This window comes from Pseudoalteromonas sp. UBA2102, from assembly GCF_002331165.1.
Taxonomy (GTDB): Bacteria; Pseudomonadota; Gammaproteobacteria; order Enterobacterales; family Alteromonadaceae; genus Pseudoalteromonas; species Pseudoalteromonas atlantica.
Map to the genome: position 1 here is coordinate 19,073 of NZ_DCYU01000066.1, position 20,483 is coordinate 39,555.

17 protein-coding genes are annotated in these 20,483 nt (G+C 41.9%); 7 read left to right on the plus strand and 10 right to left on the minus strand.

Annotated features, from left to right (window positions below; all coding sequences use genetic code 11):
* Positions 1-107 precede the first annotated feature (107 nt).
* The 6 genes from cysG to cysQ are packed head-to-tail and all read left to right on the plus strand — an operon-like array spanning position 108 to position 7,069.
* Positions 108-1,535, plus strand: coding sequence for a siroheme synthase CysG (cysG, locus tag B2R65_RS08955; protein WP_024032043.1), 1,428 nt, complete (start codon positions 108-110; stop codon positions 1,533-1,535).
* Positions 1,536-1,583: 48 nt separating this feature from the next.
* A complete protein-coding gene (gene cysD / locus B2R65_RS08960; protein WP_004588199.1) occupies positions 1,584-2,483 on the plus strand; it encodes a sulfate adenylyltransferase subunit CysD in 900 nt (299 codons plus the stop codon).
* Positions 2,483-3,907: a sulfate adenylyltransferase subunit CysN gene (gene cysN, locus B2R65_RS08965; protein ID WP_024032042.1), complete on the plus strand. Its 1,425-nt coding sequence runs from the start codon at positions 2,483-2,485 to the stop codon at positions 3,905-3,907. The genes cysD and cysN overlap by 1 nt, the downstream gene beginning before the upstream one ends.
* A gap of 31 nt (positions 3,908-3,938) precedes the next feature.
* On the plus strand, positions 3,939-5,663 hold the full coding sequence (locus B2R65_RS08970) for an SLC13 family permease (protein ID WP_004588197.1): 1,725 nt from the start codon (positions 3,939-3,941) through the stop codon (positions 5,661-5,663).
* A gap of 33 nt (positions 5,664-5,696) precedes the next feature.
* Positions 5,697-6,293 carry an adenylyl-sulfate kinase gene (gene cysC, locus B2R65_RS08975; RefSeq protein ID WP_055255187.1) on the plus strand — a complete coding sequence of 199 codons (597 nt, stop codon included), beginning with the start codon at positions 5,697-5,699 and terminating at the stop codon, positions 6,291-6,293.
* 5 nt (positions 6,294-6,298) lie between these two features.
* Positions 6,299-7,069 carry a 3'(2'),5'-bisphosphate nucleotidase CysQ gene (cysQ, locus tag B2R65_RS08980; protein ID WP_029774142.1) on the plus strand — a complete coding sequence of 257 codons (771 nt, stop codon included), beginning with the start codon at positions 6,299-6,301 and terminating at the stop codon, positions 7,067-7,069.
* A gap of 68 nt (positions 7,070-7,137) precedes the next feature.
* On the opposite strand, the gene B2R65_RS08985 is transcribed toward cysQ, so the two are convergent.
* Positions 7,138-9,927, minus strand: coding sequence for a hypothetical protein (locus tag B2R65_RS08985; RefSeq protein ID WP_286742073.1), 2,790 nt, complete (start codon positions 9,925-9,927; stop codon positions 7,138-7,140).
* Positions 9,928-10,252: 325 nt separating this feature from the next.
* Here B2R65_RS08985 and B2R65_RS08990 point away from each other — a divergent pair, with 325 nt between their 5' ends.
* A complete protein-coding gene (locus tag B2R65_RS08990) occupies positions 10,253-11,524 on the plus strand; it encodes an aromatic amino acid transport family protein (protein WP_286742075.1) in 1,272 nt (423 codons plus the stop codon).
* Positions 11,525-11,606: 82 nt separating this feature from the next.
* Here the strand turns inward: B2R65_RS08990 and speD are convergent, their stop codons facing one another.
* The 9 genes from speD to B2R65_RS09035 form a co-directional block, all read right to left on the minus strand.
* Positions 11,607-12,419, minus strand: coding sequence for an adenosylmethionine decarboxylase (speD, locus tag B2R65_RS08995; RefSeq protein WP_004588193.1), 813 nt, complete (start codon positions 12,417-12,419; stop codon positions 11,607-11,609).
* A gap of 88 nt (positions 12,420-12,507) precedes the next feature.
* Positions 12,508-12,921 carry an OsmC family protein gene (locus B2R65_RS09000; RefSeq protein ID WP_004588192.1) on the minus strand — a complete coding sequence of 138 codons (414 nt, stop codon included), beginning with the start codon at positions 12,919-12,921 and terminating at the stop codon, positions 12,508-12,510.
* Positions 12,922-13,070: 149 nt separating this feature from the next.
* Positions 13,071-13,418: a DUF3802 family protein gene (locus B2R65_RS09005; protein WP_004588191.1), complete on the minus strand. Its 348-nt coding sequence runs from the start codon at positions 13,416-13,418 to the stop codon at positions 13,071-13,073.
* A gap of 140 nt (positions 13,419-13,558) precedes the next feature.
* Complete coding sequence (astD, locus tag B2R65_RS09010; RefSeq protein ID WP_029774138.1) at positions 13,559-15,028, minus strand: succinylglutamate-semialdehyde dehydrogenase; 1,470 nt, start codon at positions 15,026-15,028, stop codon at positions 13,559-13,561.
* Positions 15,029-15,044: 16 nt separating this feature from the next.
* A complete protein-coding gene (gene astA / locus B2R65_RS09015) occupies positions 15,045-16,061 on the minus strand; it encodes an arginine N-succinyltransferase (RefSeq protein WP_004588189.1) in 1,017 nt (338 codons plus the stop codon).
* A gap of 84 nt (positions 16,062-16,145) precedes the next feature.
* Positions 16,146-17,351 carry an aspartate aminotransferase family protein gene (locus B2R65_RS09020; RefSeq protein ID WP_004588188.1) on the minus strand — a complete coding sequence of 402 codons (1,206 nt, stop codon included), beginning with the start codon at positions 17,349-17,351 and terminating at the stop codon, positions 16,146-16,148.
* Between the two features lie 444 nt (positions 17,352-17,795).
* The gene (locus B2R65_RS09025; RefSeq protein ID WP_138685754.1) at positions 17,796-18,956 is read right to left on the minus strand and encodes an HDOD domain-containing protein; all 1,161 of its coding nucleotides are present in this window, start codon (positions 18,954-18,956) and stop codon (positions 17,796-17,798) included.
* 46 nt (positions 18,957-19,002) lie between these two features.
* Positions 19,003-19,584 carry an anthranilate synthase component II gene (locus tag B2R65_RS09030; protein ID WP_004588186.1) on the minus strand — a complete coding sequence of 194 codons (582 nt, stop codon included), beginning with the start codon at positions 19,582-19,584 and terminating at the stop codon, positions 19,003-19,005.
* A gap of 128 nt (positions 19,585-19,712) precedes the next feature.
* Positions 19,713-20,483 (minus strand): putative bifunctional diguanylate cyclase/phosphodiesterase (locus tag B2R65_RS09035; protein ID WP_286742081.1); only part of this gene is annotated, 771 nt, incomplete at its 5' end.

Consider the following 20,483-nt stretch of genomic DNA (forward strand, 5'->3'; position numbering starts at 1 on the left):
GTTATATAAACTTGGTTTTAATTATTTTTTACTTACTAGTGCGCGCTATATTCTGCCCCCTGCTCAATAGCGTTTTATTTTAGATTTTATTTAGAGGTGTTAACCACGTGCAGTATTTACCTATCTTTACCAAACTCGACAACAAACCCGTGCTGGTTGTTGGCGGTGGAGAGGTCGCATTACGCAAATGTCGCGCGTTTTTAAAAGCCCGCGCAAATGTAACCTTAGTGGCACCTTGGTTTTGTGATGAACTAAAAGAACATGCACAAAACAATGAAGTAACGCTTATTGATGCCTATTTTGATGAGTCGCACCTTGATGGCAAAATGCTGGTTATAGCAGCCACAGACTTAGACGAAGTAAACAACAATGTATTTGAGCTAGCTAACGCACGCAATGTATTTGTAAATGTGGTTGATGACCAACCTAAATGTACGTTTATATTCCCATCAATTGTAGACCGTGACCCAATAACCATAGCTATTTCAAGTGCAGGCACCGCGCCAGTACTTGCTCGGCGACTACGTGAAAAGCTCGAAACGTTAATCCCACAACACATTGGCCCACTGGCTACTTTAGTTGGCAGTTTTAGAGACAAAGTAAAACAGCGCTTTAAGCACTTTGCCGATCGTCGCCAATTTTGGGAAGGCGTGTTTGATTCATCAGTCGTAAGCAAAGTGCAAACGGGTAATACCGATGCAGCACAAGCACAACTAGAGCAAATGCTTGATGCTAAAGCCGAGCCAGAAGGCGAAGTGTATGTAGTGGGTGCAGGCCCAGGCGACCCTGAGCTTTTAACACTTAAAGCATTGCAGTTAATGCAGCAAGCCGATGTCGTTGTATACGACTATTTAGTGTCTGATGAAATTATGGAATTAGTACGCCGTGATGCCGATTTAGTCTGTGTAGGCAAGCGTATGGGCGATCACAGTGTAGCGCAAGAAGATACCAACCAAATGCTGGTTGATTTTGCCAAGCAAGGCAAAAAAGTATGCCGCATTAAAGGCGGCGACCCCTTTATTTACGGCCGTGGTGGCGAAGAAGTACAAGTACTGGCTGCCAATAACGTTAATTATCAAATAGTACCGGGTATAACTGCCGCCGCTGGTTGTAGCGCGTATGCGGGTATTCCGCTTACTCACCGCGACCACGCACAAGCCATCCAGTTTGTAACAGGGCATTGTAAAAAAGATGGCCAAGAGCTCGATTGGCAATCGCTTGCTAAAGCGCATCAAACTTTAGCTATTTATATGGGCGTTATTAAATCGCCACATATACAGGCTCAGCTTTTAAAACATGGCCGCAGCGCTAATACGCCAGTTGCCATAATCGAAAACGGCACGCGTAAAAACCAGCGTGTTGTTACGGGGCAATTAGGTGAGCTTGCAGATTTAATAGAGCGCAACAGTGTGGTATCGCCAGCATTACTTATTATTGGCGAAGTAGCCGCCCTGCACTCGCAGCTTGCGTGGTTTGGCCAAAACGAGCAAACCAGTAGCTTTGCTCAGCCGCTAACCGGCGTATCAAATACATAATTATATTTTACTTAATCACTTTTAATCATTTTAGTAGGACGACTAACAATGGCTTTAACTCACCTTCAGCAACTTGAAGCTGAAAGTATCAAAATCATGCGCGAAGTCGCCGCTGAGTTTGAGAACCCAGTAATGCTTTACTCTATTGGTAAAGATTCATCGGTACTTTTGCACTTAGCGCGTAAAGCATTTTACCCTGCAAAAATTCCGTTTCCGTTATTACACGTAGACACCAACTGGAAGTTTCGTGAAATGATTGAGTTTCGCGATCGCCTTGCAAAAGAATACGGTTTTGACCTGCTGGTACACAAAAACCCAGAAGGCATGGCAATGGGTATTAGCCCGTTTGAGCATGGCTCGGGTAAACATACCGACATAATGAAAACCCAAGGCTTAAAGCAAGCGCTAGATAAATACGGCTTTGATGCTGCATTTGGTGGCGCACGCCGCGATGAAGAAAAGTCTCGCGCTAAAGAGCGTGTTTACTCGTTCCGCGATAAACACCACCGTTGGGACCCTAAAAACCAACGTCCAGAGCTTTGGAATACTTACAACAGCCAAGTTAACCCAGGTGAGAGCATCCGTGTATTCCCTCTGTCTAACTGGACTGAGCTTGATATTTGGCAATACATTTACCAAGAAAACATTGAAATGGTTCCGCTTTATTTAGCGAAAGAGCGCCCAGTAGTAGAGCGCGACGGCACCTTAATTATGGTTGACGATGAGCGCATGCCACTTGCTGAGGGCGAAGTACCACAAATGAAGTCGGTACGTTTTCGTACTTTAGGCTGTTACCCACTTACCGGTGCAGTTGAATCTACAGCCAGTAACCTAACAGAAATTATTGAAGAAATGCTGCTATCTACGTCATCTGAACGTGAAGGCCGTGTAATAGATCACGACTCAGCAGGCTCAATGGAGAAGAAAAAACGTGAGGGGTATTTCTAATGTCTACCAATACTAACGACACCATTAACGAAGTAAAAGAGATTGGCATAGACGCCTACCTAGCACGCCAACAAGATAAAAGCTTATTGCGTATGCTTACCTGTGGCAGCGTAGATGACGGTAAATCAACACTGATTGGCCGCCTACTGCACGACAGCCACCAAATTTATGAAGATCAGCTAGCTGCTCTTCATAAAGATAACGAAAAAGTAGGTAACGCAGGCGAAGAGCTAGACTTAGCGCTACTAGTAGATGGCCTACAAGCTGAGCGCGAGCAAGGCATTACTATTGATGTAGCGTACCGTTATTTTTCAACGGCTAAGCGTAAATTTATTATTGCCGACACCCCAGGGCACGAGCAATACACACGCAACATGGTAACAGGCGCATCAACAAGCGATGTAGCCATTATTTTGGTTGATGCCCGCTACGGTGTGCAAGTACAAACTAAGCGTCATAGCTTTATTTGTGACTCACTAGGTATTAAACAGTTTGTGGTCGCGATTAATAAAATGGATATCGTTGATTTTGACGAAACCGTTTATGAAAAAATCAAAGCCGATTACCTTAAATTTGCTGAGCAACTTAACGTATCAAACATTAAGTTTGTGCCTATGTCGGCGCTTAAAGGCGACAACGTAGTAACACGCTCTGCTCATACGCCTTATTACACCGACAAGCCATTGCTTGAGCTTTTAGAAGACTCACCAGCGGCAGAAACCGATACCGGCTTTGAAGCACGCTTACCTGTGCAATATGTAGTGCGCCCTAACTTAAACTTCCGTGGTTTTCAGGGCACATTGGCATCAGGTAAATTACAAGTTGGCGATGCAATAAAAGTATTACCGTCGGGTAAAACATCAAGCATTAAAGAAATTGTGACCTTTAATGGCAACCTAGATCACGCAGAGGCCGGCCAAGCAATTACCGTTACCCTAAATAGCGAAATTGATATTAGCCGCGGCGATGTCATTGTGCCGCAAAGCTCAAGTGCAACGGTTACTAACCTTATACAAGCTAAACTTGTGTGGATGCACGAAGAACCGCTGGTACTAGGCAAAAGCTACAACATTAAACTAGGTAGCAAAAATACATCAGCCGTGGTTAAAAAGATTGACCACACTATTGATGTAAACACTTTAGAGCACGGCACAGCCGATTCACTTCAGCTAAACGAAATTGCCATTGTCACGCTTGAACTAAGCGAAACAATATTAGCTGATGAGTATCACAACAACCACGAAACTGGCTCATTTATCCTTATCGACCGTTTATCTAACTTAACGGTTGCCGCAGGTATGATTGAGCAAGTACTAAAAAGCGAAAAACAAAACAGCGATTTCAGCGACTTTGAAATTGAGTTTAATAGCTTAGTACGCAAGCACTTCCCACATTGGCAAGCGCTTGATATTTCAAAACTGTAAGTATAAAAATGTCTGTTAGGAATATAAAAGCATGGTAGAGCAGCTCGTTTTAACAGGCATTATGCTTACCTTAGTTGGGTGCCTTTTTGGCACCCGCATTAATCCAGCATGGTTATTTGTAAGTGCTATTGGTACGGGTTATTTAACAGGCCTGATTGACCTTGAAAGCATGTTAGTAAACTACGCAAACCCGTCGCTCATTACCCTCGTATTATTAGTGCTGGTTTCAATCGCTATTGAAAAAACCACACTCATACAACAGCTTTCCCAATCCTTATCTAAAGGAAGCTTAGTAAAGTCGGTAACAAAGCTTGGTTTATCAACCGCGTTTTTATCGTCATTTACTAACAACACCGCGGTTGTGGCATCGCTTATTACCGCCATAAAAGACAACCCAAATCATTCACCCTCAAAGCTACTATTACCGCTGTCGTACACCGCTATATTAGGCGGCACCATTACACTTATTGGTACATCAACCAATTTAATAGTGAACGGCTTTGCCGTAGATGCAGGTATGGCGCCACTGGGCTTTTTTGATTTTACCTTAGTGGGCATTGGCGCATTAAGTGTGGGCCTCATTACTATTTTAGTGATGCTCAAATACCTGCCCGACAACGGCAAAAACACACAAGAGGTTATTCCCTTTTACTTAGAGGGAAAAGTGCAGGCAGGCTCTAAACTTATTGGCCGCACCGTAGAAGAAAACGGCCTACGCGATTTAAAAGATTTATTCCTCGCCGAAATTATTCGTGGCGATGAGCGTATATACGCAGTAACACCTCAGCAAATTATTAGACAAAACGATGTACTGCTGTTTGTTGGCGATATTAAATCGGTACCCTTATTAAGACGCTTTGACGGATTAAAAGTGGTGCACGACAACCACGAAAAAGACATAGAACACTTAGTTGAAGTGGTTGTGAGCCAATCATCAAAGTTTATTGGCAAAACCGTAAAAGAGGCGCGTTTTAGAGAGCAGTTTCATGCCGCTGTTATTGCCATTCGCCGAGGGCACGATCGCTTACAAGGCGGCCTTGGGCAAGTGCAATTGCAAGCCGGCGACTCCTTAATACTCGCCCCAGGTAAAAACTTTTACTCTTTACCTAATTTAAACCGCGAATTTGTGTATATATCGGGGTTTGATTTACAAACACATCTAAAACCTAAACAATCTAATATTGTATTGGCAGGCTTTGCCGCCGTGTTAGGGTTAAGCATTGTAGGTATAGTTCCTTTAGTAAAAGGCCTGCTGGTGTTACTCATTGGCTTATTGCTTAGCGGTACAGTTAAACTGAGCGAAGTAAAACGTCGCTTTCCCATTGAGCTACTCGCCGTTGTAGGCAGTGCCATAGGCCTTGCTAAATTAATGATAGAAACCGGGCTTGCCGGGCAAATATCAGATGCCCTATTTATGGTACTAGGTGATTTTGGCCCTTATGGCGCGTTTATCGCCATATTTTTAATGACCGTATTATTCACCGAGCTTATTACTAATAATGCCGCAGCAGCGCTTTCATTTCCTGTGGCTTACTCGCTAGCAGTGGGTTTTAATGTAGACCCTCTACCCTTTATTATGGCGGTAGCGTTTGGTGCATCTGCCAGTTTCATATCGCCGTTTGGGTATCAAACAAACCTTATGGTTTACAGCGCGGGTAACTACCGCTTAAAAGATTACATAACAATGGGCTTGCCCCTTTCTATTATTTATTCAATCACGGTATTAACCTTGATCCCGCTCGTATTTCCTTTTTAATACGGGCGCTTACAGTACAAGAGACACACCACTATGGATGAAAATATTGTTTGGCATAACTACGCAACCACAAAAGCACAGCGTAGTGAGCAAAAAAAGCATAAACCGGCCATTTTATGGTTTACCGGTTTTTCTGGCTCTGGCAAAAGCACCGTAGCCAACGCACTAGAAGCTGCGCTTAATCAGCAAGGTGCGCACACTTACCTGCTTGATGGCGACAACGTGCGTCACGGCTTATGTAAAGACCTTGGCTTTAGCGACGAAGACCGCATCGAAAACATACGCCGCGTTGGCGAAACCGCAAAACTAATGACCGATGCCGGCCTATTAGTGCTTACCGCGTTTATCTCGCCATTTAGAGCAGAGCGCGACATGGTGCGCAACCTAGTAGATGACGGCGAGTTTATTGAAGTATTTATAGATACCCCGCTTGATGTATGCGAAAGCCGCGACCCTAAAGGCTTATACAAAAAAGCCCGCGCAGGTGAGATTAAACACTTTACCGGTATCGACTCAAGCTACGAAGTACCCAACAACCCAGAAATAATTTTAGATACCAGTAAAAACACCCTAGACCAATCGGTTACACAACTGATAACGTATCTAAAACAAAAGCATATTATAGGTTAACCCCAATGAACCAAACCGAGCTACTAGAAGAAACCCTCATCCTTGCCCGCAAAGCAGGCCAAGCCATAATGGGGATTTACGAAAAGGACTTTAACGTTGAATACAAAGCCGATGAAAGCCCAGTAACCGACGCCGACTTAGCAGCTCATAAAGTCATTGTGACAGGGCTAAAACAGCTCACGCCCGACACACCTATACTTAGCGAAGAAAGCGCTGATATAAGCTGGGACATTCGTCAAACATGGAAAAGCTACTGGTTAGTAGACCCAATCGACGGCACTAAAGAGTTTATTAAAAAGAACGGCGAATTTACCGTAAATATAGCCCTAATCGAAAACGGCAAACCCGTGCTTGCTGTCGTTGACGCGCCCGCGCTTGGCGTATCCTACTTAGCCAGTAACGATATTGGCGCGTTTAAAGACAAAGGCGATGAGCGTATTGAGCTTAAAGTAACCACCAAACCTAATAAAGGGTTAATCCGCGTTGTTGGCAGTCGCTCGCACCCATCACCCGATTTAGCCGAGTTTGTAAAACGCTTTGACGACGTTGAAATGGTCTCAAAAGGCAGTTCACTAAAATTATGTTTAGTGGCTGAGGGCAGTGCTGATATTTACCCGCGCTTAGGCCCAACCTGTGAGTGGGATACGGGAGCTGGCCATGCTATTGCTGAAATAGCCGGCGCTAAAGTAACCAAGCTCGATGGCAGCCCGCTTATTTATAACACCAAAGATGAGTATTTGAATCCGTATTTTATTGTTTCGGCTTTAGAGGGATAAGAGCAGTTTTGAGTGGTTAGCTATCAGTTGTCAGCAAGATAAGTGATAGTTAATCCAAATCACAGTATTCAATAATTAAGACCCATACTAATTAAGGTCTGGTTCTTATGCACTCTACCCAATTCAAACTCAGGTAGATTTTTTATTCCCGCTTTTATGCCGTCCTTTTCTTCCAAGCTTAATGTTTTAATATGTTCTTTTACTGAATCCGATTTAGCACTACTGTCCAGTGTAAACTCAGCTAGTAACTTATACGCTTTATGGCTCCGTACTTTACAAATAATCTCAATGTATGATTTTGAATATTCATTTAAATAATTCTGCTCCAAACATATAAGCTTTTGGATCGTTATGTATTCAATTAATATCCTTATAGATTCAATACATAAATGTTGAAAATGTATTTCTAAAAATTCTATGATATTGATTTTTTCTGTATGTGACTTGTATTGTTCCAAAAAATCAAAAATTTCAGCTGTTTTTATAACCTCTGAAGAACTTGGAGAATAGCCAAGCATGCTAAGCTGGCGCTTTAATAGCTCATGGTACTTTATTATAATAGTATCTAAGAGATGCTCACTAGAGTTCAAAAGAACTAGCTTGGTCAATATATCCTCAAGTCCCCCATCTTCAGCAACTTTCACTAATAGATTTTCAAAAGCTTCACTCTTAAGTAATAATTCTGTATTTTTTTCACCTTGGGCGCTTAATATACCTAAAGCAAAGTTTTTTCTCCTACTTACCTCCTCTTGACTACTGCCTAGACAAAAACATTTACCAAACCTGCCAAATGATATTGCCCAATTTTCATGAGCTAAAATTTTATGGATTAAGCTATCCATTGAGCTTGGCGAGGGTTCAAAATAGTTTTTAAAAACAACTTGATCTCTAAGCTCTGTTTCAGGAACATTTTCTAATAGGACGCGCTCTAAATAATTTATGCCTTTAATTTTATAGTTCAGCCCCTGCTCTCTGTAACTAGCAGTACTATTAGAGTTGTCTATACCTAGTAAAAATTTAAGTAATAGCTCTAGTGAAAACTGCTCGGGAATTAGCTCCACTTTTTTAATGATTCTTTTGAAGAGCGCTTCTGGTGGTAAAGGAGGTTCAAAAACCTTATCCAAAAGCGATATGCTATCTAATTTTTTATATTCAGAAATTAGAGTATTGAAAGTGTAAGGACTAAACTCTCTCAAAACCATTAGCAGTAGTAAACTATCAAAGCTCACTTCACCTAGAAGTCTATCTTTAGTCCAACAGCTATCTACTCGCCTCATAACTCTTTTAAGTATCCTTATAGAGCCTATCAAGTTACTTGATATTTGGGCTGGCTTATAAGTAATAGAGTTAAAACTCAATGGTTCACTTTTTAAAAAGCTTTCGAAACAAACATGACTTGGATTAACCAAGAGTTTCATCTGATTATCAAATACTTTTTTGGTATTGAGTTCAGCCCATTTACATATAAGCTTTGTATGATCGAGTACAGCTATGTTTTCAATATGATCGGCAATCTTACTTAGTACTTCAACTTCCTCTTTTTTACTATTTCCCATAGCTATTATAAAGTTAATATTATTTAAGCCTTTGCCTTTTAGTCTATCTAATAGGGCGGCGATATCATTTAAACGTTTTTCATTTTCGTTTCCAGTACCACGATCAACATCTTGAAGAGTTATAAGTACTTTGTTGCATGTAGTTTCGAGTACATCATTGAGCATTTGAAAACGTGTATCTGAATCAACAGGACCAGTGAGCAGCGTAGACGCAAACTGAAATACACTACCACCAGACTTAAGTGCTTCAGTATAATGCTTGGGTAAGGCACGGAAAGCGCACATATCAATGTACTGGCTTATATCATCAATAATATGACCAAGTAACACATGAGCAACGCTACCACTTTCTGCGCCCCATGTTGATATATCGCTATGTATCCAAACTACGTCTTTTTCAGGAAGCGTTTTTAAATCATTAGCTATGGCATTAACAATGCTACTTTTACCACAGCCAAATGAGCCACATAAAGCAATATGTTGCGCTAAAGGTTGCTGTTGATATTCATCACCACCTTTAAGTAAACGGTTATAAATTCGATCTGCATAAACTTGTAGGTCTGGCTCTAAATCACTTTTATGAACAATAGGCCGATCATCAGCAAACCATTTTTGAAAATCTTTTAAACTATTCAGCTCTGGATTTACTTGAATGGTTACATCTTCTTTTTCAGTAATGATGCTTGGCTGTTTACTTTGCCTATACTCATCAAATAACAAGTAAGCCGCCAATATAAAATAACTAGCAGCTAGGTACATAAAGACATTAAAGGCAGGTGTTGTATCAGCTAGGTTGACTGCAAAAATGATAAAGGTTGCACTAAGAGCAACCAATACAGCAGTAAATATTGGCTTTTTGGTATAAAGCTTTATTTGATAAATCACGGTTATTAGCATGGCAATAAACGTAAGTGCTAGGTATTTTAAGCTCATAAAACTTCGTGCGTATAACGTAGCTTCATCAAGTTTTGATACTGTATTTATTACGTACAAAGCAGTCAGAAGTAATGACACTAATACAGCAATTGTCACCGGCGGATATCGCCAGTTAAACCCAATACTGCGTTTGGGGTGCGATATATAAAACTTATCAAGCAGCAGCTTTATGCCAATTCCCGCTAAAAGTGCGCTGCTGTAATGCAAAACCGGATTCGCATTTAAAATAGCGCCCAAGCTTGAATATGCCTTTTGAACAAAACCGACCTTACTTAAAAATACGGTAATTGTTGCAGCGGTAATTGCGCACAATAAAAGGGAAAGCCAGCGTGTGGCTGTAATAGGGAGAGTTTTAACTTGTGACAACTTAATATCCTTATCAATACGTTACCTTGCCAGTGTATATCAATTGAATATTATTGGATAAGCAAGTTTAAGAAATAAAGTCGCCTCTTGGCTTTACCGCTCGAATGACGCTATGGCGTGTTGGGTTTCGCTTCGCTCTACCCAACCTACAACTGTGCTGGTTGAGGTATTTGTTTATTTTTACAGCGCTGTTTCGTATTCATGACACTTTTGGTGCAACGGCGTCTAATTAATTAGTCTACAAACCCCCTCAAAACATGAAAGTTTTAGCTAAAAACTATATTCTTGCGCGCGATTATTATTTAAATAATGGATGAGCACACACATGACACCATCACAAGATGCAACGCTTTCAAATGCATCAACAACAGGTGAACACACACCTACTTCTAAATGGAATCTGCACGATACGCAGTGGACGTTAAGCCTTTTTGGTACCGCCGTTGGCGCGGGCATTTTATTTTTACCTATTAACATTGGTATAGGTGGTTTTTGGCCGCTTATTATTATGGCGTGTTTAGCCTTTCCAATGACCTTTTTAGCACACCGCGGCTTAGCCCGCTTTGTGTTGTCGTCTAAAAACAAAGATTCAGATTTTACTGATGTTGTTGAAGAGCACTTTGGTGTAACGGCGGGTAGATTAATCTCTTTATTATACTTTTTATCTATATTCCCCATTTTGCTTATTTACGGCGTAGGCTTAACCAATACCGTTGACAGCTTTATGGTTAACCAAATCGGCCTTGAGTCACCTTCTCGCGTGTTGCTTTCGGGTGTATTGGTTGCCGGTATGATTAGCCTAATGATGGGCGGTGAGCGCTTAATGCTGCGCGCGTTCGCTATTTTGGTGTATCCGCTTGTAGGTATTTTATTTTGCTTATCGCTCTATTTAATCCCTAGCTGGCAAATGCCTGATATGAGCCTACCTGAGGCGGGCAGCTTTACAAAAACGCTGTGGTTATCTATTCCTATTATTGTGTTTTCGTTTAGCCATGCGGCGGCTATTTCAAGCTTTGTGAACGTGCAGCGTGGGCATTATGGCAATCAGGCCACTAATAAGGCTGAGGCTATTTTAAAGCGCACTAGCTTACTGCTTATTGTATTTGTACTGCTGTTTGTGTTTTCGTGCGTACTTTCGCTTACTAGCGAGCAAATGGCTGCTGCTAAAGCGGCTAACGTATCGATTTTATCTTACCTTGCTAATATCACCAGTAACTCGTATATAGCGACTCTTGGGCCGCTGGTTGCCTTTATTGCGATTACGTCATCGTTTTTAGGGCACTTTTTAGGTGCACGCGAAAGCTTTACCGGTTTGGTGACTAAGCAAACCAGCTTAAGTGCAAAAGTAGCCGACAAAATTGGCGTACTCATTATGTTTTTTGCTATTTGGTTTTGCGCGGTTAAAAACCCAAGCATTTTAGACATGATGGATCAGCTCTCTGGCCCTATCATTGCGATGATTTTATTTATTATGCCAATGATTGCCGTATACAAAGTGCCTGCGCTGAGTAAATACCGCAACCGTTTAAGTACCTTGTTTGTACTTGCTGTGGGCTCTCTGGCCGTATGCGCGCTTATTTACAGCATGCTTAATTAAGCGAATTGCTATAAATACCCCCACAAAAAATGGCGCTCACTGAGCGCCATTTTTAATACAACTAAATTGCTTTTAAACTAATTTATTCTGCGTCTGGTAGGTTACGACCGTAGAATATTTCCTGCATTTCGCGGGTTAGTTTAGAGCGAATTTCTTCTTCTTCCTCATCCGACAGCTCATCAGTAGATAGGCCGAACAGGTAAGTGTTTAAGTCGGTTTCTTTTAACATCATTTTGGTGTGGAACAGGTTTTCTTGATACACGTTCACGTCCATCATTTGGTACGCTTCTTTGGTATCTTCTGTCATGAAGTTTTGAATCGAGTTAATTGCATGGTCAATGTAGTGTTTAACACCGTTTACGTCGCGGGTAAAACCACGTACGCGGTAGTCAATGGTTACTACGTCTGACTCAAGGCTATGAATTAAGAAGTTTAACGCTTTAAGTGGCGAAATAATGCCACAGGTAGATACTTCAATATCAGCACGGAATGTACAAATACCATCATCAGGGTGCGCTTCTGGGTAGGTATGTACACAAATGTGGCTTTTATCTAGGTGCGCAACAACTGAATCTGGTAATGGGCCTGGCGCTTCGTCAGCATCGTAATTTTGCTGCTCTTCTACCGGCTCTTCCGAAACCAAAATAGTCACACTTGCGCCTTGTGGTTCATAATCTTGGCGCGCCACATTTAAAATGTTAGCACCAATAATATCAACAACATCACCTAGTATGTCGGTTAGTCTATCTGCACTGTACTGCTCGTCGATATATTCAATATATTCTTTACGTTGTTGCTCGGTCTTTGCGTAGCAAATGTCGTAAATACTAAAGCTTAAACTTTTGGTTAAATTATTAAAGCCATGAAGTTTAAGTTTATCGAAGGGTTTGTTCATGATAAACCAACCTATAAATTAGTGAAATCTGCACCTGCAGAATGAAAAGTTCGCGGATTTTATACGAATTTTCCTCACGGAAAAAGCGTTATTTTACCTGTTCTTGCACAACTTCGTGGCTGTGGGTAATTTCTACTGTTTTATCAAGCATTAAAGCAACAGAACAATACTTTTCAGCAGAGAGCGAAACCGCACGCGCAAGGTGTTTTTCCGAGACATTATTGCCTGTAACAACAAAGTGTAAATTAATTTTAGTAAATACACGAGGCGCTGTTTCGGCGCGCTCTGAGCTTAGTTGTACTTGCACATCAGAAAAATCTTGTTTGGCTTTTTTTAAAATACTTACAACATCTACCGACGAGCAACAACCTACCGACATAAGTACCATTTCCATTGGACTTGGTGCAGCGCTGTCGCTGCCGGCATCAAAAACTACATTGTGATTAGAATTAGAACGGCCAATAAAGGTGTCGCCTTCAACCCATTTTACATTTGCTTGCATGTGTTTATCTCTAAAAAAATTTTGTTGATTGTATAACAATCTGCAACGATACGTGAGCGCTGAGATTAAATTTAGTGGTGTTATTAATAAGGCGAGAAGTAATAGAAGCGCAGTCATTAGGTCATACTGCGCTGTGTTAACGGGTAACGTTAAGAGGTTTGTGTTACCGCGTTATCAAATAAGTTTTTAATAAGCCCAGCAAACTCATCTATAAATGCGTGTTGTTCAACCGTAACGGGTTGTGAGGTTATGCTGCTTAGCACTTCTTGTAAGTCGTAAACAATACCGTCTACCTCGCGCACTATTTGGCTGCGTTGTTCGGTATTAAGATTGGTATGTTGTTCACAAATTAGCATAACGTTATGCGCTATTACGTCTTCTATGAGTTCCATAACGGTAGGGGCACCGGGTTTGATTTCGCCTGGCTTCTCAAATAACGCTAAATTTTGAGTTAGATACATGATCAAGTCATCGTACCCTTGCCTGTCTAAAACCATTGTGATTTTCACCTTTGAATAACTAATTGCATAGATTTAAGCAGAAAGCGCCACTAATTACTAGCTTTGCGCGATACCAATACAAAAAAAGCAGCCTAAGCTGCTTTTCTCATTCTTTATAACTACAAATAGAACAGTAATTAATCTATTTTTAAGCCTGGGCTTAGTGTTGCTGGCATCGTTACTTTTTCAAGTTCTACCGAAGCAACAGGGTATGCACAGTAGTCGGCTGCGTAATATGCGCTTGCTCTGTGATTTCCTGAGGCGCCAATTCCACCAAATGGGGCTGCACTTGATGCACCTGTAATTGGGCGGTTCCAGTTAACAATACCGGCACGAATACGACGTAAAAAGTGATTGTAGTCGGCTTCGCTGTCGCTTAATAAACCTGCTGATAAACCAAAGCTGGTATCGTTTGCTTTATCAATTGCGTGGTCAAAGTCATCAAAGCGGAACACTTTTAATAATGGGCCAAAGTGCTCTTCATCTGGGAAGTCGCTAATTGCTGAACACTCAATAATACCCGGTGTTACAAAACCAGTATTGGCTGTGTGCTCAAGCTCTACTAGTACTTCACCGCCAAGCTCAACCAGCTCGTTTTGTGCTTTTACCATGCCTGCTGCAGCCGCAGATGAGATCATAGAGCCCATAAATGGCTGATCTTCATCATCGTAGTTGCCTACTTTAATGGCTTTAGTTGCAGTGATAAGGCGCGCTAAAATGTCATCGCCTTGCTGGCCTTTAGGTAAAAATACTTTACGTGCACACGTACAACGTTGGCCGCTTGAAATAAACGCCGATTGAATAATATCGTGTACCGCAGCTTTAGTATCTGCCACATCTTTAATAATCAGTGGGTTATTGCCACCCATTTCAAGCGCTAAAATTTTACCTGGCTGGCCTGCAAACTGCTCATGTAAAATATGACCAGTACGCGAAGAACCTGTAAAGAATAAACCATCTATGCCTTTATGCGCAGCAAGGGCTTTACCTGTTTCTACTTCACCTTGAACAAGGTTAATTACACCGGCAGGTAAACCGGCTTTTTCCCATAGTTTAAGCGTAAGCTCTGCCACCATTGGCGTAAGCTCTGATGGCTTAAATACTACTGTGTTACCAGCTAAAAGCGCTGGCACAATGTGTCCATTAGGTAAGTGCCCAGGGAAGTTATATGGGCCAAATACGGCAACTACACCATGTGGTTTATGACGGATCATTGCACGCCCTACTGGCATAGCGTTTTCCACGTCGCCAGTGCGCTCTAAAAATGCTTTTTCAGAAATGGCAATTTTACCTACCATTGCGCCCGCTTCTGTACGCGTTTCCCACAGTGGCTTACCGGTTTCTTGGGCAATCGCTACAGCAAGCTCTTCGCTGTGCTCTTTAAGTGTTGCAGCAAAGGTTTTAACTATCTCTAGGCGCTCGTTAAAGCTTTTATCTGCCCAGCTGTAAAATGCTTCGCGCGCCGAATTTACCGCGCTATCTACTTGCTCTGCAGTCGCTGAAGATGCCTGCCAAATAACGTCGTTATTTGCAGGGTTTACTGAATTAAATGCGTTGCCTTGGCCTTGTGACCACTGACCATTAATAAATTGTGCAGGATGAGTCATTATACTTTCTCCTTAATTAAACTGGGGTTGCGCTTACGGTGTCGCCCGATTGTAGCTGTAGGGCATCGGCTATTTGTTGCGATAAAATAAGGCTGCTTGCACGCTCATCAAAGCTAAGCGCTGCAACCGTTGCACGGTAATCTTCTAACTTGCCGTTAGCAAGCAGTACCATGGTATCGCCCGATGCTTCGCCTATTTCTACTTTAAAGTCTTTTGCATTACGAATAGTGGCAATGTTATCTACTTTTGCTTCTACTGTTGGGCCCGCATCAAAAATATCGACGTAACCGTTGAAGGTAAATCCTTCATTTTTTAATAGCTCAATAGCTGGGCGTGTGTTGTCGTGTACTTTACCAATCACTGCTTGAGCGTCTTTGCTCAGCAAGTTTACGTAAATTGGGTACTTTGGCATTAGTTCAGCAATAAACACTTTTTGGCCTATACCTGTTAGGTAATCGGCGGTAGGAAAGTCCATTGAGAAAAAGTGCTCTTCTAGCCACTGCCAAAACGGGCTGCTGCCGTTCTCGTCAGACACGCCGCGCATTTCTGCTATTACTGTTTGTGCAAAACGCTGTTCATGTTGTTTTATAAACATAAAGCGCGCTTTTGAAAGAAGTTTACCGTTACAGTTTTTACGATAGCCATCTTTCAAAAATAAAGTACATAGTTCTGTCGCGCCGGTGTAGTCGTTACATAGGGTTAAAATATCAACCGCTTTGTATACATCTAACGTGCGTGATGAGTGAATTACTTTACTTAAGTGGTAATGATAAAACGCATCATCAAGCCCTACTGCAGCTTCAATAGCTGAAGTACCGACTACTTCACCGGTTTCGGTATCTTCAAGAACAAACAGGTAGCCTTCGTCACCAGGTTGTGACGTTTGTTTAGCAAATGAACTTACAGAATGGTCAATTTTCTTTTGCAGTAACTCTTCGTTTAACGGCAAAGATGTAAAACCATGGCCCGATTCGTGGGCAATTTTTAATAATGCTGCGTAATCATTTTGCTGGATTGGGCGAAGGATCATCATGAGTCCGCTTGCTCCCTTATCAATAACGGTAAATAGAATATGCAGGGCAAGCAGGCTTGCCCTTAATAAGGTGGTTTAACGCGCTTAAGCGTTTACTACGCTTGCTACTGCTTTTTCAAAACGCGCCATACCTTCGCGAATATCCGCTTCGGTGATTACTAACGATGGCGTAAAGCGTACTACATCAGCACCCGCTACAAGCGACATAAGCCCTTGCTCGGTAGCTGCTACTAAAAACTCTTTAGCACGGCCTTTGTATTGCTCGTTAACGGCTGCACCAATTAATAAACCTTGGCCACGAATTTCGCTAAACACGTTGTATTTTTCGTTTACCGCGTTAAGAAGCTCGTTAAATAATGCTGCTTTTTCTTTTACGCCCGCCAGTACTTCAGGGGTATTTACAGTATCAAATGCAGCTTCAGCTACTGCACACGCCAGTGGGTTACCACCGTAAGTAGAGCCATGAGTCCCTACTTTTAAGTGCTGTGCAATCTCAGTAGTAGTTAGCATAGCGCCAATAGGGAAACCGCCGCCAAGTGCTTTAGCTGACGTTAAAATATCAGGCACTACGTTTAAACCTTGGTATGCGTATAGCTCACCAGTACGGCCAACACCTGTTTGTACTTCATCAAAAATAAGCAGTGCATTGTGTTTAGTACATAGCTCACGAACGCCTTGTGCAAATTCGTCAGTTGGCGAAATAATACCGCCCTCACCTTGCAGTGGCTCCATCATTACGGCACATGTTTTGTCGCTAATTAGCGCTTCGAATGCAGCTAGGTCATTGTAATCACAATGTACGATGTCGCCTGGCTTAGGACCAAAACCATCTGAGTATGCAGCTTGCCCGCCTACGGTTACGGTAAAGAACGTACGACCGTGAAAACCTTTGTTAAATGAGATAATTTGTGATTTTTCAGCACCAAATTTATCAAGTGCAAAACGACGAGCTAATTTAAGTGCTGCTTCGTTTGCTTCTGCGCCTGAGTTTGCAAAGTAAACTTTTTCAGCAAAGGTCGCATCGACCATTTTTTTAGCTAAACGCAGCGCAGGCTCGTTAGTCATTACGTTTGATAGGTGCCAAATTTTTTCGCCTTGCTCTTTTAATGCACCTACTAATGCAGGATGGCAATGGCCAAGACAGTTAACAGCAATACCACCGGCAAAGTCGATAAATTCTTTACCTTGTTGATCCCATACGCGAGAGCCTTCGCCTCGAACAGGAATAACGCTTGAAGGCGCGTAGTTAGGAACCATTACGTGATCAAATAATTCGCGATTGACTGTCATTTTTTTTCCTCTTAATTGTGAGCAACACAAAACATCAAAATAGGTGTTTGGTTATAAATGTAACCAAGATATTTACGCACTAAATAGCAAAAGGTTGAGCGTAAAACTGCCTTGTGGTTCAATTTTCAGGCGCTCATTATTTCAGATATTTGTGGTGCTGTCTCGTTAAAAACTTTCATGCAGGCCTTTAAAATAAAGGCCTTGGGATATTATTTCATAGATAGTGAATAACTATCTGCATAGAAAATAAATGCCATTTTTTAATACTTATGCGCCTGCGCAGTGAGTCGCGCCTTACATTAAGTGCTTAAAGCGAGGTGTGCTTGGGGAGATGTTAATGAATGAATAGTCGCAAAAAAATTAACAAAAAATTCAATAGTTAATGAAAATTTGCCACCACCAGCGGCAAATTACCGATATAAGGACCAGCGAGTAAGCTGCTTTTTAGTCAATTTGAATAGCAAGGTTGGTAAAATTGCTTGTTTCGAGAGCTTTTAGCTCATTTTTAGTGAATTGGTGATACGAAAACCATGCCTGCATTTCATCTTGTTCAATAAGTTGGTGCTGTTTTAGGTTTAAATACTGCGAATAGCATCGCGCTTTAAGCATGACTTCACTCATAGGGAAAACATCACTACTTTGCTCAATACCATGAACAAGTTGCGCCATGACATGATTAAACGGCAAAAACTTAAAAGCCATTTTTCGAATAACTTTAGCACTTAACTCAAGCGACTTATTACTTAACAACGTGGTTAAAAATAAGGGATCTGGCTTTAGCTCCATCAATGCCGTGTGTAAATCTTTTTGCTGTGCTTCGCGCGCTATTTGCACTTTACGTTGCCATACCTGTTCAAAGGTTTTTAAGTACAAACGTACTAAGGCTATGCGCCCTACATCTATAAGCATGCCCAGTGTAAACGCATGTACAGGGTTTACATCGTTAAGCTCTGCAATTTTTTGCGCCGCAATTGCATTGGCCATGGCGGCATCGCGCAAGCGGCGTTTTAATAATGGAAATGGCTCTGTGCTGTGTGGCATCCAATGGCGCATAGCAAAAGTAGGAATTACCAATTGTAAATTATCAAGGCCAATATAGCGCAGTGCAAGTGCGGGGCTGTCTACTTTAACTGAGGTACTTTTGCTGCGCTGCTTTCGGTAGTAAGGCAGGTTTACCAATGACACTAATTCGCGGCCAAGCCAACTAGAATCATTTACCAATGGCTCTAAACGCCCAACACTTGCCGACTTAACCGCCAGTATATCTAGCATGGTAGCAACATTATCTTCTATGCCTATGGTGTTTTGAATAACAGCATCCATATCTTCTAATTGCTTAAATATGGCTGTTTCTATTACTTTATGAAGTTGTTTGCTCGCTTGTGCTCGGTACTTATGATGCGCGGTGCTACTTTGCTGACGTTTATGCTGTGCGGCAACTTCTACTTCTAATAAAGTGCGTTGCTTCATTGGTTCGCCATAATCAATTTCCAGCGTATGAATAAAGCCAATTTGTTGATGTGCAAAACTATGGCCAAGCAGCAAGTCGTGAGCACGCTGGTCAAGCATTGAGGCTATTCGCTTTTGCGACGCAAGTTCAGTCATAAAGTCCATTCAGTATAAGTATTACCATTCGGTGGTTACTGTAAGGTTAGAAGCGAGATAAAAAGTTAGCAAGCAATTCGAGCCCTTGAGTTGTTAAAATAGCCTCGGGATGAAATTGCACACCTTCAAGAGCAAGCTCTGTGTGAAGTAGCCCCATAATTTCGTCAAACTCACCTTGCTCGGTTTGGCTCCATGCGGTAATGGCTAATTCACTCGGTAAACTGTGTTTTTCTACCACCAGCGAGTGATAACGACACACAGTAAGCGGGTTTTCTAAACCGGTAAATACCCCCTTATTATTATGAACAATAGGTGAGGTTTTACCATGCATGACTTGCTTAGCACGTATAACCTTGCCCCCTAGCGCTTGCGCGATGGTTTGATGCCCTAAGCAAATACCCAAAATAGGGTAAATGCCTTTTAGCTGCTCAACGACATTGAGTGACACGCCCGCTTCGTTTGGCGTACAAGGCCCCGGAGAAATAACAATATGCTTGGGGTTAAGTTGCTTAATTTGCGCAACAGATATTTCGTCATTACGCTTTACCAGCACCTCTTGGTTTAAGCGCTGAAAGTATTGTACTAGGTTATAAGTAAACGAATCGTAGTTGTCGATCATCAACAGCATTACACAACGACCTTATTTAATAATGTAGTGCTCTTTGCTCACATGTGTGGCTTGTAAAATGAGCGATAGAAGCTTTTATAGGGCCATTCTATCACTAATAATTACCCAACATACATTAGCAAAATGCCTTAAAAACTTACGCCTTTAGCTAAAAATGCTTCAAATTCGTTTGCTGGTATTGGCCGGCTTAACAAGTACCCTTGAATTAGGTCGCAGTTATACTCTTTTAGTTTTTCAAGTTGGGCATGCTCTTCTACACCTTCGGCGATAATATCGAGCCCTAAGTTTTTAGCTAATTGGCAAATACTCAATACTAAAGCCTGATCGCGTGTGTCTGTGGCCATATTGCGCACAAACGACTGATCTATTTTTAATTTATTAACCGGAAAACGCTGTAAGTAACCCAGCGACGAATAGCCCGTACCAAAGTCATCAATTGATAAGCTAATACCCAGTGCACTCAGCGCCTGCAGTACTGAAATACCAAACTCTTCATCATCCATAATGGCGGTTTCGGTAATTTCTAGCTCAATTAAATGCGCGGGCACGTTAAAGTGCGCCAACCGCTGTTTTATGCTTTGCACAAAGTCTTGCTGTGTAAATTGCCTTGCCGATATATTAATAGCCAAGCGGATATTTAAGTTTTGCTGATGCCATTTTTTAGCTTGGGCAAAGGCACTATCGAGTATCCATTCGCCTAATGGCAATATAAACCCGCTGTGCTCGGCAATAGGAATAAACTGCGCCGGAGAGACAAACTTCCCATCATCAAACCACCTAATTAAACATTCGCAGCTGTTTATGGTTTGCGATTTAAGGTGCATTTTAGGCTGAAAATAAAGCTCAAACTGCTGCTTTTCAATGGCGGTATCAAGGCGCCGAGCAATATGCAGCTGCTG

Bases quoted from the DNA above. Each gene is read 5' to 3' on its own strand.
- B2R65_RS09005 (WP_004588191.1), bottom strand. From the start codon at position 13,418: ATGGTTTTAGACAGGCAAGGGTACGATGACTTGATCATGTATCTAACT.
- astD (WP_029774138.1), bottom strand. From the start codon at position 15,028: ATGACTCATCCTGCACAATTTATTAATGGTCAGTGGTCACAAGGCCAA.
- B2R65_RS09025 (WP_138685754.1), bottom strand. From the start codon at position 18,956: ATGACTGAACTTGCGTCGCAAAAGCGAATAGCCTCAATGCTTGACCAG.
- astA (WP_004588189.1), bottom strand. From the start codon at position 16,061: ATGATGATCCTTCGCCCAATCCAGCAAAATGATTACGCAGCATTATTA.
- B2R65_RS08970 (WP_004588197.1), top strand. From the start codon at position 3,939: ATGGTAGAGCAGCTCGTTTTAACAGGCATTATGCTTACCTTAGTTGGG.
- B2R65_RS09000 (WP_004588192.1), bottom strand. From the start codon at position 12,921: ATGCAAGCAAATGTAAAATGGGTTGAAGGCGACACCTTTATTGGCCGT.
- cysN (WP_024032042.1), top strand. From the start codon at position 2,483: ATGTCTACCAATACTAACGACACCATTAACGAAGTAAAAGAGATTGGC.
- cysQ (WP_029774142.1), top strand. From the start codon at position 6,299: ATGAACCAAACCGAGCTACTAGAAGAAACCCTCATCCTTGCCCGCAAA.
- B2R65_RS09020 (WP_004588188.1), bottom strand. From the start codon at position 17,351: ATGACAGTCAATCGCGAATTATTTGATCACGTAATGGTTCCTAACTAC.
- B2R65_RS09030 (WP_004588186.1), bottom strand. From the start codon at position 19,584: ATGCTGTTGATGATCGACAACTACGATTCGTTTACTTATAACCTAGTA.
- B2R65_RS08990 (WP_286742075.1), top strand. From the start codon at position 10,253: ATGACACCATCACAAGATGCAACGCTTTCAAATGCATCAACAACAGGT.
- cysC (WP_055255187.1), top strand. From the start codon at position 5,697: ATGGATGAAAATATTGTTTGGCATAACTACGCAACCACAAAAGCACAG.
- speD (WP_004588193.1), bottom strand. From the start codon at position 12,419: ATGAACAAACCCTTCGATAAACTTAAACTTCATGGCTTTAATAATTTA.
- cysD (WP_004588199.1), top strand. From the start codon at position 1,584: ATGGCTTTAACTCACCTTCAGCAACTTGAAGCTGAAAGTATCAAAATC.